Origin of the sequence: Pseudomonas frederiksbergensis (genome assembly GCF_017114915.1) — a bacterium.
In the GTDB taxonomy this organism is placed as follows: Bacteria; Pseudomonadota; Gammaproteobacteria; order Pseudomonadales; family Pseudomonadaceae; genus Aquipseudomonas; species Aquipseudomonas frederiksbergensis_I.
The window spans coordinates 83,171-97,343 of the sequence record NZ_JAAUOE010000012.1 but is presented as its reverse complement, the minus strand read 5'-3'; the positions used below and the strand labels follow the sequence as shown (position 1 = coordinate 97,343).

14 protein-coding genes are annotated in these 14,173 nt (G+C 60.9%); 4 read left to right on the top strand and 10 right to left on the bottom strand.

The genetic code is table 11. From position 1 onward, the window contains the following. The first annotated feature begins 107 nt into the window (after window positions 1-107). Entirely contained in the window at window positions 108-1,001 is an 894-nt protein-coding gene (locus tag HCU66_RS11735; RefSeq protein WP_205888642.1) for a LysR family transcriptional regulator, read from the top strand. 354 nt (window positions 1,002-1,355) lie between these two features. After that, on the top strand, window positions 1,356-1,715 hold the full coding sequence (locus tag HCU66_RS11730; RefSeq protein ID WP_205888641.1) for a DUF6124 family protein: 360 nt from the start codon (window positions 1,356-1,358) through the stop codon (window positions 1,713-1,715). Window positions 1,716-1,822: 107 nt separating this feature from the next. On the opposite strand, the gene HCU66_RS11725 is transcribed toward HCU66_RS11730, so the two are convergent. From HCU66_RS11725 to HCU66_RS11695, 7 genes are read right to left on the bottom strand one after another with little or no spacing between them, the layout of a single operon-like run. Further along, complete coding sequence (locus HCU66_RS11725; RefSeq protein ID WP_205888640.1) at window positions 1,823-3,199, bottom strand: sensor histidine kinase; 1,377 nt, start codon at window positions 3,197-3,199, stop codon at window positions 1,823-1,825. After that, window positions 3,196-3,858 carry a response regulator gene (locus HCU66_RS11720; protein ID WP_205888639.1) on the bottom strand — a complete coding sequence of 221 codons (663 nt, stop codon included), beginning with the start codon at window positions 3,856-3,858 and terminating at the stop codon, window positions 3,196-3,198. Before HCU66_RS11720 ends, HCU66_RS11725 begins: the two co-directional genes overlap by 4 nt. Window positions 3,859-3,869: 11 nt before the next feature. Then, complete coding sequence (locus tag HCU66_RS11715) at window positions 3,870-4,514, bottom strand: tetratricopeptide repeat protein (RefSeq protein WP_205888638.1); 645 nt, start codon at window positions 4,512-4,514, stop codon at window positions 3,870-3,872. Then, a complete protein-coding gene (locus tag HCU66_RS11710) occupies window positions 4,511-5,320 on the bottom strand; it encodes an SDR family oxidoreductase (RefSeq protein WP_205888637.1) in 810 nt (269 codons plus the stop codon). The genes HCU66_RS11715 and HCU66_RS11710 overlap by 4 nt, the downstream gene beginning before the upstream one ends. Continuing rightward, window positions 5,307-5,981, bottom strand: coding sequence for an iron-containing redox enzyme family protein (locus tag HCU66_RS11705; protein WP_205888636.1), 675 nt, complete (start codon window positions 5,979-5,981; stop codon window positions 5,307-5,309). The genes HCU66_RS11710 and HCU66_RS11705 overlap by 14 nt, the downstream gene beginning before the upstream one ends. Next, entirely contained in the window at window positions 5,978-7,459 is a 1,482-nt protein-coding gene (locus HCU66_RS11700; RefSeq protein WP_205888635.1) for an AMP-binding protein, read from the bottom strand. The genes HCU66_RS11705 and HCU66_RS11700 overlap by 4 nt, the downstream gene beginning before the upstream one ends. Next, entirely contained in the window at window positions 7,449-8,126 is a 678-nt protein-coding gene (locus tag HCU66_RS11695) for a thermostable hemolysin (RefSeq protein WP_205888634.1), read from the bottom strand. Before HCU66_RS11695 ends, HCU66_RS11700 begins: the two co-directional genes overlap by 11 nt. 187 nt (window positions 8,127-8,313) lie before the next feature. Between HCU66_RS11695 and HCU66_RS11690 the strand changes: the two genes are divergently transcribed. Then, on the top strand, window positions 8,314-8,886 hold the full coding sequence (locus HCU66_RS11690; protein WP_205888633.1) for a cytochrome b: 573 nt from the start codon (window positions 8,314-8,316) through the stop codon (window positions 8,884-8,886). Here the strand turns inward: HCU66_RS11690 and HCU66_RS11685 are convergent. The 3 genes from HCU66_RS11685 to HCU66_RS11675 form a co-directional block, all read right to left on the bottom strand. Next, window positions 8,867-9,973, bottom strand: coding sequence for a DNA alkylation repair protein (locus HCU66_RS11685; protein WP_205888632.1), 1,107 nt, complete (start codon window positions 9,971-9,973; stop codon window positions 8,867-8,869). The two genes, HCU66_RS11690 and HCU66_RS11685, sit on opposite strands and share 20 nt — an antisense overlap. Before the next feature lie 135 nt (window positions 9,974-10,108). Continuing rightward, entirely contained in the window at window positions 10,109-11,917 is a 1,809-nt protein-coding gene (locus HCU66_RS11680; protein ID WP_205888631.1) for a monovalent cation:proton antiporter-2 (CPA2) family protein, read from the bottom strand. A 115-nt stretch (window positions 11,918-12,032) separates the two neighbouring features. Continuing rightward, the gene (locus HCU66_RS11675) at window positions 12,033-12,923 is read right to left on the bottom strand and encodes a LysR family transcriptional regulator (protein ID WP_007895093.1); all 891 of its coding nucleotides are present in this window, start codon (window positions 12,921-12,923) and stop codon (window positions 12,033-12,035) included. Between the two features lie 167 nt (window positions 12,924-13,090). Here HCU66_RS11675 and HCU66_RS11670 point away from each other — a divergent pair, with 167 nt between their 5' ends. After that, window positions 13,091-14,173 (top strand): 4-oxalomesaconate tautomerase, encoded by a 1,083-nt coding sequence (locus HCU66_RS11670; protein WP_205888630.1) that lies wholly within the window; start codon window positions 13,091-13,093, stop codon window positions 14,171-14,173.

The window sequence follows — 14,173 nt, the reverse complement described above, 5'->3', positions numbered from 1 at the left end:
TGTCGGTCATCCTAGTTGTTAGCTTTCGTTAAAAGAATGTTAGTTTTTGCGCAGCTGCTGTGCGTTTTTAGACAGTTTGGTTAACGACATCGCCTCAAGGATGGTTCATGTTCGACTGGAATGACCTGCGGTTTTTTCTCGAATTGCAGCGCAGCGGCCGCTTGCTGACCGCCGCCCGCCGCTTGAACACCACCCACGCCACTGTGGCCCGGCACATCGAAGCCATTGAAAAAAGCCTCGGCACTGCGCTGTTCGTTCAGCATGCCCAAGGCTACGAACTGACCCCGGCGGGCGAAGCGCTGCTCAAGCATGCCGAGGCCATGGAAAACGTCGCGTTGCTGGCCCAGGAGGAAATCACCCAATCCACCGCGCCACTGGGCAAGATCCGCGTCGGGGTGACGGAAGGGCTGGGCATCATGTTCCTCGCCAGCCGCATGAACGGCTTGTTCGAACGCTATCCGGGGCTGGAAGTGGAACTGGTGGCGGTGCCGCGTTTCGTCAGCATCCTCAACCGTGAAGCAGAGATCAGCATTCACCTGGAACGCCCGGCCGCCGACATGCTGGTCACCCGCAAACTCACCGACTATCGACTGGCGCTCTACGCCAGCCAGGCCTATCTGGACCGCTCGCCACCGCTGCGCAGCCGCGAAGACCTCGGCCGCCATGCGTGGATCGGCTACGTCGACGATTTGCTGTTCAGCCAGGAACTGATGTTCCTCAACAGCTTCTGCCGCAACCCCCAGGTGGTGTTTCACAGCACCAGCGTCATCGCCCAACAACAGGCCGCGCGCTCGGGCCTGGGAATCGCCGTGCTGCCGTGCTACATGGCCAGCGCCGATCCCGAACTGGTGTCGTTGCTGCCGGATGAAAGCATCCAGCGCAGTTATTGGATCAGCACGCGGCGCGAGCTGCACAAGTCGGTGCGGCTGCGGGTGTTGTGGGATTACGTGGTGGAGTTGTGTGAGCGCGAGCAGGGGTTGTTGCTGGGAAGGCCTATTTAAACAAGAAAAATCGCGATCGTTTAAATGAAGCTTGCCGTTACCATCCAAAGGCTACGACGCCTTGCGCCACCCCCTACACGTAAGACAGAATCCGCCGGCTTGTGCGCCTTGGGCCCGCTCGGTAACTTGATTCCCGTCACTGCCCATCAGTGATCGGGTTTAGTCGCCCGCGTTAACTCAGTTGTGCGTGCATCTGTCATGCAGGTCTTTCATTCCTGTACTTGATGGTAGCTGTACGTAGGGCGCCTTCGGGCGCGCCGGATTTCTGAGTTTCCCGGTCGACTAACCTGCGTGCAGCTGCCTCCCCTCTCGTTTAGTCGCAAGAGGGGTGGCACCCAATAGGAAACTCAGAATATGTTCAAGGTCACACCCAATCCACCGGACACCGATCCGGTCTCCCCGTACGAACCCGATTCAAAGAAGCTCAACGAGGCCGCCGAGCGGGCTCTGAACTTCCACTTTCCGTCGAATGCCGACATCAAAGCCACCGCGCGTAAACCCAGCAGGCTGTTTGCCGTGGCCCCGGAGGCCACGGCCGAAACCCTGGCGGTTTTTCTAGTCGAGACACTGGCCTCGGTCGATGTGATGGTCCATCAGTTGGTGGATCATCTGGAGGGTGAGTCGCGCTACGCCCTGCTGGGCATTTCAAACAGCATCATGGTGGCGGAGATCACCGCAAACCGAGTGTTGGATAAAATTGATCTACCCAAGTAGGCGCGGTCTGCTGGGGTGAGTGAGTGACCGACGTTGGGCTGTGCAGCAGTCCCTTTTTGGGGCCGCTGTGCGGTCCAGCGGGAGCAAGCTCCCTCGCCACAGAGTGTTCAATGGTGCTGATCAACAGGAATCGACAGGGTCGCCCGCAACCCGCCTTCCGGCGGATTGACCAGGGTAATCCGCCCGCCCAGCCGCGTTGCGATGGTGTTGACGATGGCCAGTCCCAAGCCCGCGCCGCCGGTGTTTCCACGGCTGTAAAAGCGTTCGAACAACCGTGCGCGATCCGCTTCGTTGATGCCCGGTCCCTGGTCCTGGACGCTCAAGTTGTAGAACCCGTCGTCCCGGCTCAACTGCACGGTGATGACGCCATGCTCCGGCGAAAAATTCGCCGCGTTGGTGACCAGGTTGTTCAGGGCGATGTCGATGGCGCCAGCATCGGCGAGGACTTTGAAAGGCCGGTCCTCGGCGTCGAAAGCCAGCTCCAGGTTCCTGCTCAATAACCAGGGCGTGAGTTGGGCCAGGCTGGCGCGCACGGTTTCACTCAAGTCGATGCTGTGCAGCACCGGGGCCGCGGCCTTGGGTTCGAGACGGGCCATGGTCAGCAACTGATTGACCAGACGGCTGGTGCGGTCGACCCCGGCAATCAGAAACGCCAGGGACTCACGACGTTCCTGTTCCGTGCCGGCCTCCTGCAGATTTTGCGCATGCACCCGCAACACGGCCAGTGGCGTGCGTAATTCGTGGGCAGCGTCGGCGATGAAGCGCCGCTCACGGCCGAGCACCTCTTGAATTTGCGCGAGCATGCGATTGAGCGCTGCTTGCATCGGTTCCAGTTCGCTGGGCAACGGGGTCAGTTGCAACGGCTCCAGAGAACCGCTGTGCCGTGCCCGCAACGTCGCCGCCATATCGGCCAGGGGTTTGAGCCCCCAGCCAATGGCCAGCCAGACCATGGCCGCCAGAATCAGGCTGCCCAACACATTGGGCCACAGGGTGTGACGCACGATCCGGTCTACCAGGTCCGTACGCACGTCGTTCCGTTCACCGACCCAGATGCGCAGGTCATTCTGCTTGTCTTCGAGCATGAACGCCCGCCAATGGCGGTTGTGCAGATCCACCACATCGCTGAAACCGTGTGTCGTCGGTGGCACGGTGAAGGAGGGGGCGCTGGCGGTGTGCACCAGCACTTCGCCCTTGCGATTCCACACCTGAAAGGCAATTTTGCTTTCATAGGGGTGACCATCGACTCCCGGCACCGCTTCACTCAAGGCCTTGTTGAACGCTTGGTACAGTTCGGCGTGTTCATGGCTGGCCAGCGGCATGCGCATCACACCCTGCAGCAGCCGGGCATTCTGCGCCAGCTGGGCGTCATAGACTTCGGCAATTTCGTGATTGCTGTCGTGCAGGTTGAACACGCTGATGATCGCCAACCCCGTCAGCATCAGGCCGATGATCAGCGTCAGGGTGCGACGCCGGATCGAGGTCATCGACGCTCCTCCACCAGATAACCCACCCCACGAATGGTGCGGATCAGGTCGCTGGAGAACTTCTTGCGCAGGTGATGGATGTGCACTTCCAGGGTGTTGCTTTCGGCTTCTTCATTCCAGCCATAAAGCAGTTGCATCAGATGATCGCGGGTCATGACCCGACCTGGAGGCGAGAGCAATTCATGGAGCAGTTGATATTCCTTGGGCGTCAGGGCTACTGGCTCGCCCTGATAACTGACTTGCTGGGTACCGGGGTTCAGACTGATGCCTGCGTGTTCGATCAGCACTTGGGAGCGACCGGCACTGCGGCGTAACAAGGCCCGCAGGCGAGCCTTGAGTTCGGCCAGGTCGAAGGGTTTGATCAGGTAATCGTCGGCGCCGGCGTCCAGCCCGGCGATGCGATCTTCGGTGGCATCCCGGGCGGTGAGGATCAGTACCGGCAGGTTCGAACCGCTGGCACGCAAACGGCGCAACACTTCCAGACCATCCATGCGCGGCAGGCCCAGGTCGAGCACGGCCACATCAAACGTTTCGCTGAGCAGTGAATGCAAGGCGTTGCTGCCGTCCTGCAGCCAATCGACGGTGTAACCCTCACGGCCCAGGGCCTGATGAATGCCCTCGCCGAGGGCCACGTCATCCTCGATCAGTAATAAGCGCACGCGGACTCCTGTCAGTTGAGTTTCTTGTTCACGTCCACCAGTAATGCTTCGATCTCTTTGCGGCGCCCGGCGTCGGCGCTTTCCCGGCCAGGACGGGGCGCGGCGTGCAGGGCTTTTTGCAGCGCGTCCCTGGCTTCACCATAGCGCTTTTGACGGTAAAGGTGATCGCCCCAGAAGTACAGACTGTCGATGCCGGTCGGGTTCAGTTGCAAGGCCTGCTTCAACAGTTGCTCGGCCTTGTCGGCATCGCCGAAACCGATAGGCCAGCCGGGCACTCGATCATACAGCGCCGCGAGGCTGGTGTAGGCCGAGCCTTGCAGGGCCTTGGGGTCAATGGCCAGGGCTTTTTCCAGATCAACTTTGGCCGCCTTGACCTTGCTCAGGGCACCGAGACCACCCTGGGCTCCGGCCCAACTGCTGGTGACGATACCGGACCAGATCCACGCTTCGGCCAGGGATTGGCGTTCCTGGGTGAACGCCGAGGCCTGAGTCGCGAGTTTTTCGAAGGCTGCAGTGCGCTGTTCGGCGGGCAATTCGTACTGGATGTGCGCCCAGCTTTGCTGAATGGCATTGAGGCGCTGCTGATCGGCGGCGTCCAGCGCCCAGACGCTTTGGCTCAGTACGGCGAGCAACAAGCTGGTGAGGATTTTTTTCATGGTTTGAGGCTCTCGTTATCGGTCTTCTGACTCAGGCGACGGATCAGCGGCAACTGCTTGCGCAAGCCACGGTCCACCAGATGCGGCAACAGACTGTTCAGGCGGACGAAAAAGCGTTCCGGCCAGCCCAGATACAAATCGCGACGGTCACCGGCAATGGCGTGGATCACCGCCGAAGCGACGGTTTGCGGGTCGTCGACATTGGCTTTGAGCGCATCGTTCAGCGCCTGGGCCGCCGGGCTGTTCATGCTGGTGTGGGTCGCCCGGGGGGCAACGTAAAGCACGTTGATCCGGGTGTCGGCCAGCTCCCGGCGCAGGGCTTCGGAGAAACCGCGCAGGGCAAACTTGGTGGCGCAATAGCTGGCGTAACCGGGGTAGCCGATGGAGCCGTAGGTCGAGCCGACGTTCACCACCATGGCGCTCTCAGCCTGCTTGAGCAGCGGCAGCAAAAGCTTGGTCAGGCAGATCGGCGCGCTGATGTTCACCGCCAGCATCGCATTGATCTCGCTGTCATCGAGCTGTTCGAGCATGGCGAAGTGATTGACCCCGGCAGCGTTGACCAGCAGGTTGATGCCGCCGATGGCTTTGGCCGCGGCCAGCACTTTGTGTCGGTCGCCGGGGACGGTCAGGTCAGCGCCGACCCAACACAGGTGCAGCGGGTAGCGTTCGAGCAAGGGTTCCAGCGCCTCCCGGTGCCGGGACACGGCCAACACCCGCGCGCCCCTGGCACACAGGGCGCTGGCGATGGCCAGGCCGATACCGCCGCTGGCCCCGGTCAAAACCACACGGGCTTCATGCAGCTGCATGCAGGTTCTCCCCATCGCGGGGCAGGCCGCGGAACATGTCTGTATAGAGCTTGTAAACGACCTTCGAGGCATGAATCACTGCGGCTTGATCGGCCGGGTCTTCGAGTGTATTCATCAGCCGGCGGTAGGTCTGCATGTGTTCGATATCCAGCGAACCATGGGAACTCAGGTAGCTGAAGGCGGTTTCCGGCAGCGCCAAACGCTCGCGGATGCTGCCGGCCGCGTGGGTGGCCAGGGCAATGCTGGTGCCTTCCAGCACGTTGACCATGCCGAACAGGCCCACCGGGTTGTCCCGGGCAATCAGGTCGTAGAGGAAACTGACCATCAACTCGATTGGCAACGATGGACGACCGTCACGCACGGCGTCTTTGTCGCCGCCACAGGCTGCGATGTCGTTGAGTATCCATTGTTCGTGGCCGTATTCGTCCTCGATGTACTCGCACACCGCCTTGCGCAGCCATTCCAGGCGCTGCGGCAAACGTGCGCCGCACGCCATCATCAACGGCACGGTATGGCGCACGTGGTAGTAGGCCTGGGCGAGAAAAGCGCGGTAGCTGTCCAGGCTGACCTTGCCCTCAAGGGCATCGCGGATGATCGGCAGGTTGAACAACTCGTGGCGTTCTTGCAGGGTGGCTTCTTGCAGGGTGTCGAAAAAACTCATGATGCGGATTCCTCGGAAAAAACGGATTCAGTGAGCTGCGCCCGGTAACGTTCGACGATGGCGTCGCGGCGCGGTCGGCCATTGGCGGTCAGCAAGCCGTTGGCGGCGGTGAACGGTTGATCGAGACGGGTCCAGTGATGAACCTGGGCGTAATCGGGCAAGGCCTCGTTGGCCTGGGCCACGGCGGCAGCGAGCTCTTCATCGGTGCAGTCCGGCCGATGGGGCCAGAGCAGGGCGTGATTGGTTGGCATCGCTTCGCCATAGACAAACGCCTGAGCGATGTGGCGACGCTGAGTGAGTTCGGCCTCGACCCATTCCGGATTGACGTTGCGGCCGAAACTGGTGACGAACTGATGCTTCTTGCGCCCGTTGAGGTAGAGAAAACCTTCCGGGTCGAACTCGCCGAGATCGCCGGTCGGCCACCAATCATCGCTGAAGGGCGCTTGCCCCAGATAGCCGAGCAGGGTCGAGCCCTTGACCAGCACTTCACCATCGTCGGCCAGGCGAATCTCGACATGGGGCAGGGGACGGCCGACGCTACCAGGGCGGCGCGCGCCTGGGCGATTGAGGCACACCACCGACGCGCACTCCGACAATCCGTATCCCTCGTACACCGGTATGCCGATGCGTTGGGCACGATGCAGTAACTCTTCGCTGACCCGCGCACCGCCCACGGCGGCGAAACGCAACGATTGGGGGTTGAATGCTTTTTGCTCGGCGGCGCTGACCAGCATCAGCAGCAACTGCGGCACCAGGATCAAGCTCTCGGGCGCACGGGCGGCCAGGCACCCCAGCAGCCGCGGCACATCAACACCGCTGGCACCTTGAATGCCCAGGGTTTTCTGGCTCGGTACGCTCAAGGTCGCGCCGGCATACAGCGCGGCATAGCAGCCTAGGTCTTCCAGCAGAATCGCCAGGGGCAGCAGCGCCAGGTGATGCCGCGGATCGGTGGGCTTGCTCGCCTGATCCAGTTCACGGGCCACCCGCAAAAGGCTTTCGGCGCTCAGGCACACGCCTTTGGGCGTGCCGGTGGTGCCTGAGGTGAAGGTCAGTTTGGCGGTGCCTTCGGGTATCAGGTTCGGGCCGCTGAAGGTGCGATGCCAGAATTCACCGTTTTTTTCGTAGCCCGCCGCTTGCAGTTCGGCCTCCAGTTCCGGTTCGGCAATCACCAGTTCGGCCTGGCTCTGTTGCAGGCAATGATTGCGTTGCGCCGGGCTGAAGAAGGGCGGCAACGTCAGGCAGGTCAGCCCTTCGAACAGGACGGCCAGGTCCCAGAGCATTGCCTCGGTGCCATTGTCCAGGGCCAACGCGACCACTTTGACGTGCTCATCGCGCAGACGCTGTTGGCGGTACATGACCTCGGCGTACAGCGTGGCGTAGTCCAGTTTCAACTGATCGCCCCACAAGGCGATGGCGTTGGTCTTGCGTTCAGCGTGATTGCGCAGGGTCTGCTTGAACCGCTCCATTTCAGGCGACATGGGTGGACTCCTCAAGGGACGTCGGCAACCCCATGCGATTGAACAGACCGATGTTGCGCAAATGGATGAAACCGGCGCGGATATTGCCGACATGCACCCATGGCTGACTCTCGTAATAACTGCCCCAGTGGTGACGGTCCTCGCCCAGCCGCTCGGGATCGGCGGCGCACAGCGTCACCGGCTTCAAACCCAGTCGATGAAAGCTGTTTACCAGCCCGATGTTGCCGGTGAACGCCACCCATTCCAGCCCGCCCATGGCCAACAGGTAGGTGATGGCGATGATGCTCAGCCGTGCGCTGCCGGTATCGCTGGCGGCGAGGTTACCGACCTCGACGATACCTGCCCGGTCCACGGGTTGGCCGGCCGCGTCGCTGATCAGCGGATCAATCGTCTCGTCCAGGTAACGCTCCAGAAACAAGGGTTCGGTACTGGCCAGTCGTATGCCCGCCACCGCACACAAAGTGTCTGAGGTATCGCTCATGCCGAACAGTTGCGGCATGAAGTGGCGGATATCGGCGCCATGGGCTTTTCGAAAACGCTGCTGGATAAAGGTTTCGAAAACCGGACGCTGGGGATCGTCCGGCAAGGCTCTGGCCAGACTCATCTGCGGAGTTTCGGCTTGGCCGAAGTGCAGGGGCAGAGGGATGTTCCAGTCGAAATCGGGCATGGGCAAGAGCGCCTCCCTGAGTAAGTTTGGGAGGAGTATCAAAGGCAATTCTTAACGGAGTCTGAAGGTGGATCTTCAGACTGTCTTAAGACTGGATGGGCAGGGTGGCGCCGGTCGGTTCGACGAAACCGGATCCAGGCTGTACGAAATGAATCGGCAGCCGCCACTGATCTTCACGAGGCCCTGTATGACCCGAGATTCAGCAGTACACCGGTATGGAAAACTCTCGATCACCTTGCACTGGCTGATGCTGGCGCTGTTCGTCGGCGTTTATGGCTGCATCGAGATCAAAGGCCTGCTGCCCCGTGGACATGCCTTGAAAGGCCTGTTTCTGGGGCTGCACGGCATATTCGGGTTGAGCATTTTTGCGCTGGTCTGGGTTCGCTTGCTCGGGCGTCTCACGCCCCGACCACCGATTACCCCGGCCCCGCCCACCTGGCAGACGGGCGTCTCGCACCTCATGCACCTGGCGCTGTATGGGCTGATGATCGCTACGCCGCTACTGGCCTGGTTGATGCTGGCCGCCGGGGGTAAGCCGATGCCGTATTTCGGTTTTTTTATGCCGGCGCCGGTGGCGGTGGATCCCGATCTGGCCAAGCAACTCAAGCATTGGCATGAATTGCTTGGCAGTGCTGGCTACTGGTTGATTGGTTTGCATGCAGCGGCGGGGTTGTTCCATCACTACTGGGTCCGCGACAACACGCTCACGCGCATGCTGCCGGGGGGCTCTGGTGTAGGTGTCAATGAGCGTCAGCGATAATTCGGAATTGGGTGCTGGCCAAGCGTTCGCCATTTACCAGAATGTGCACCGCGTGCTGGCCGGCATAGTGCCTGCGGGTGGTCAGTTCCTTGATGTGCTGACTGCGGCTGATGGCTTCGCTGGCCTTGTCGGACAGCGTGAGGGCTTTAAGTTTGAACACCTTTGCCGAGGTGCTGCCGTTGGCTTTGACATAATCGATCGCGTAATCGATCACCAATCGCTGACTGTCCGGGACCGTGGACTTCACTCTGAAAGACAGGGTGATTTTCTCACCCAGGCGAATCACCGCCGGTTCGACCTTCACGTCAATGATTTCAACCTCGGGCTTGCCGCCTGCGCCAATGATTGCCAGCGCCCGCTTGTTACCTTGTTTGATCAAACTGCGCAGCGCGTGTCTGGCGATCCACGCCGTATGCTTGTTGTCCAGCGACCAACCCTCGATCAGCGCCAGGACCCACTCGGGATGATCCTTGGTGATGTCGTTGAGGTGGTTGGCCACGGATTTGCGCACGTAGAGGCTGTCGTCGGCCTTGAGGCTGTCGAGGATCGCAGCCGCCAGTGTCGGGTCGGCCTGGACTTGTTCCAGGCGGAACGACCATGGCAGGCGCGGTCGGCTACCTTCGCTCGCCAGGCGCCGGACGTGTTCGTTGTCATCCAGCGACCAATCGTGCATCAGCGCCAACGAGCGTTCGATATCGCTGCGCAAAAAATGCCGGATGGCAAACTCCGAGGAGCCGAAGGAAGTGAAATATTTGAGCGCTTCCATCGACAGATCGAATGTGTGAGCGCCATAGGTCGCGACGTAGTGCGGCAAGAACATGCTGACGAAGGCGCTGTTCAGGCGCGGTGCGAGGGCGCGCAGGACGTCGAGGGATTCTTCATAGCCGAGCGGCAACACTGCGTGCAGGCATTCGCTGACGCGGGCCATGCGTTGCATGACAGAGAGGTCCGCCAGGCCGGTTTTGGCCAGTTTCAGGAAGGCCTTGGCATCGAACCCGGGATAGACGGCCGTCATCTCGGTGGCGATGTGCGCGAGGCGTTCGGCGTTGAAGATTTCCTTCAGGGCGGGGGCGGTCTGGTCAGCCATTGTGGACTCCTTGCCAAGTGATCGTTCCCACGCTCTGCGTGGGAATGCATCCGGTGACGCTCTGCGTCACATTTCAAGAGCGGACGCAGAGCGTCCATGGCGGCATTCCTTTGCTGCGCGTGGGAACGATCCGGTTCAAATCTTACCCGCTTCCTCTTCCAACTGATCCGACTCAAACAACTTCGCCAATTCCGCCCGCGCTTCCTGCGCGGTCTGCATCACCTTGGCCGCATCGTCATACACCGCATGCTGGGCTTCCAGCACCTGTTCGTCGTGATGGGTAAAGCGCTTGATCCGTGCATCCGCCTGGGCTTGTGTCAGCCCCAGTCCAACCAGGGTGCGCCGGGTCATTTCCAGGCTGGAGTAATAGGTTTCCCGCACCGCCTGCGCCCCGACATCCACCAACCGGTGCACATGCTGACGGTTACGGGCGCGAGCGATGATTTTGATGTGCGGATAGAGCCTGTGCACCACCTCGGCCGTCTTGATATTGGTGTCCGGATCATCGGTGGCGATCACGAAAAACTCCGCGTGCTCGACCTTGGCCGCACTGAGGATTTCCGGGCGCATCGGGTCGCCGTAGAACACCGGCACGCCGCCGAAGCTGCGGGACAGTTCGATGGTTTCCACTGAGGTGTCCAGCGCCACGAACTTGATGTTCTGCGCCCGCAGAATCCGCGCCACGATCTGCCCCATACGGCCCATGCCGGCGATGACCACGCGGGGTGTGTCGGTGTCGATTTCGCGAAACTTCTGCGGCACCTCCACCGGTTGCACCTTGGGTTTGACCAGCCGTGCGCAGGCCAGCAGCAACAGCGGTGTCAATGCCATGGACAGGGTGATGGTCAGTACCAGCAAGTCGTACAGACGCGGTTCGAACAAGCCCTGATCCCGACCGATCTTGAACACCACGAAGGCAAATTCACCACCGGCCGCCAGCACGATCCCCAAACGAATCGCATTGACCTTGCCCAAGCCTGCGGCCAGTCGACCGACCACAAACAGCAGCGGCAACTTGATCGCGATCAGCAGCAGGGTCAGCCCCAGCACCGCCAATGGCGTGCTTAGAAGCAGGCTCAAATTCGCACTCATGCCGACGCTGATGAAAAACAGCCCCAGCAGCAGGCCCTTGAACGGCTCGATCTGCGCTTCCAGTTCGTGGCGGTATTCGGAGTCCGCCAGCAGCAAACCGGCGAGGAACGCGCCGAGTGCCATGGACACACCGGCCAGGTCCATCAGCCACGCCGTGCCGATGACCACCAGCAAGGCCGTGGCAGTGGACACCTCCGGCAGACCGGTCTTGGCCACCACGCGAAACACCGGGCGCAACAGATAACGCCCGCCGATCACCACCACCGCAATACTGCCCAGCACCCGCAAACCAGGGTTCAGATCTTCGGCGGCAGCCGGGGTGTGATCGCCGCCAGCCAGCAGCGGCACTAACGCGATCAACGGGATCGCGGCGATGTCCTGGAACAGCAAAATCGCGAACGCCAACCGCCCATGGGGGCTGGTCAATTCCTTGCGCTCGGCCAGGCTTTGCAAGCCAAACGCAGTGGATGACAACGCCAGGCCCAGGCCCAACACGATGGCACTGTTCAGGGACTGGCCGAACACGAACAACGCCAGCACGCCAATCACCGAGCCGGTCAGCAACACCTGCGCCAGACCCACGCCGAACACCGATCTGCGCATCACCCACAAACGTCGCGGCGACAGCTCAAGGCCGATGATGAACAGCAGCAACACCACCCCGAGTTCGGAAATATGGAGGACGCTTTGCGGGTTGCCGATCAAACCCAGCACCGACGGCCCGATGATCACCCCGGCAAACAGATAGCCGAGCACCGCCCCCAGTTGCAGGCGCTTGGCTAAGGGAACGGTGAGCACCGCCGCGAATAAAAAGACGACAGCGGCTTGTAACAGGTTGCCTTCGTGGGGCATGACGAACTCCTGGGTGGTGCAGGCGAGAGCGGCGCTCGCCCGATTTCAGCGGGGCGTCAGGATAAAGGCTGACGTCCGTTCAGTCAGCAACGAGGTGGCTGAACGAGCTCCGGGCTCAGTGGGGCCATTGTTCAAGCAGGATTGAAACGAACTTCTCCGCCGCCGGCGATAACGATGCACCCCGACGGTACACCAGGCCAAGTGTCCGGTTCACCACGGGGTCAGTCAGGGGGATGCTCACCAGTGTCGGGTGATCCGCCGCCGGCATCGCAAGGCTGGGCATGGCGGAAACCCCTAGTCCGGCTTCGACCATGCCCAGCGAGGTGGACAAATGCTGCACTTCATAAAACCACTGCGGACGCCAGCTCAGGCCCGACAGGGCGTGGTCCAGCAACATGCGGTTGCCGCTCAGGCGACCGACGCCGATCAACCGGTAATCGCTCAGTTCTGACCAGGTCACGGACGTCCGCTGGGCCAGTTCATGGTCACGACGGCAGGCCAGGACGAAGGGTTCGTTGACCAGTGAAACGAATTCGATGTCCGGGTGCTGGCCGCTCATCATGTTGATACCGAAGTCAGCCTCCCCCCGCAACACCGCTTCGAGCCCTTCATTGGCACTGAGGTCGAGCAAGCGGATGCGGATTTTCGGGTAGCGCTCGTTATAAAGACGAATCACCGACGGCAGGAAGTAAAACGCAGCGGTTGGAATGCAGGCCAGGGTCACCTGGCCGATTTGCCGTTCGGCCAATTCACGGATGTTCAGGATCGAATCGTCGAAGTCATCCAGTAATCGACGAGCCTTGGGCAGGAAGTCGCGGCCGACGCTGGTCAGGCTGACCTTGCGCGTGGTTCGATCGAGCAACGTAGTCCCTAAACCCTCCTCAAGTTTTTTTATCCGCCGGCTCAAGGCAGGTTGCGACAGATGCAGTGCATCGGCAGCTTCGTGAAAACTCCCCAATTCGGCGATTTTCACGAAAGATCGGATGTCCTGAAGCTCATATTCCATGATTTATCTCGTTGAGGAGGGCGTTGGACCACGTTCTGAACGTTAAAACATTCTTTTGTGAAGCGCAATAATTGCTCCGATCTTTGCATTGGAAACACAATTACTTCCCTGTCACTCTTGTTTGCAAGACATCAATTACCCCGATTGATTAACAAGAGCTAGTGGCCATGCAACGAATTCCTTGTGTGCTGATGCGCGGTGGTACCTCAAAGGGACCGGTATTTCTCGCCTGGGATCTACCGGTTTCGATTGAAGAGCGCGATGAACTGTTGCTCTCGGTGATGGGCTCCGGTCACGAACTGGAGATCGACGGCATCGGCGGCGGCAGCCCGCAGACCAGCAAGGTCGCCATCGTCAGCCCTTCGTTGCATCCCGATGCCGATGTCGATTACCTGTTCGTCCAGGTCATGGTGTCCCAGCGTCGGGTGGATACCGCCCCGAACTGCGGCAACATGCTCTGCGCGGTCGGGCCGTTTGCCATCGAGGAGGGGTTGGTCAAGGCGGCCGGTGAGCTGACCCGCGTGCGGATTCGCAATCTCAACACCGGCACCTTCGTCACCTCTGATGTGCAGACACCAGACGGCAAAGTCAGCTATGAAGGCGACACCGCCATCGATGGCGTGCCTGGCAGCGCGGCACCGGTTCAACTGACATTCCTCGACGCCGCGGGCAGCAAGACCGGCAAGCTGTTTCCAACCGGCAGCACCCAGGACTGGTTCGACGACATTCCGGTGACCTGCATCGACATGGCCATGCCGATGCTGATCATCGAGGCGCGTCACCTGGGCAAACGCGGCGATGAAACGCCGGCCGAGCTGGACGCCGACAAAGACTTTATGCACCGTCTCGAAGCCCTGCGGCTGCGGGCCGGCATGGCCATGGGCCTGGGCGACGTCAGCGACAAGGTCATCCCCAAACCTGTGCTGGTTTCACCGGCCAAGGCCGGTGGCACGTTGCAGGTTCGCTACTTCATGCCGCACAACTGCCACCGAGCCCTGGCCATCACTGGTTCCATCGGTCTGGCCACGGCATGCGTCAGCAAAGGCAGTGTGGTTGCGCAGATGCTCGGCAATACCGATGGGCCGCGTCTGCAACAGGTGCGGATCGAGCACCCGAGCGGCGGCATCGATGTCGTATTGTCCTACACCGGTGAGAACGGTGAGACAATCCGCGCCTCCGTTGTTCGTACCGCCCGAAGGCTGTTTTCCGGCTTTGTGTATGCCCCGGTTTCCCAACGGCTCGCCGGGTAG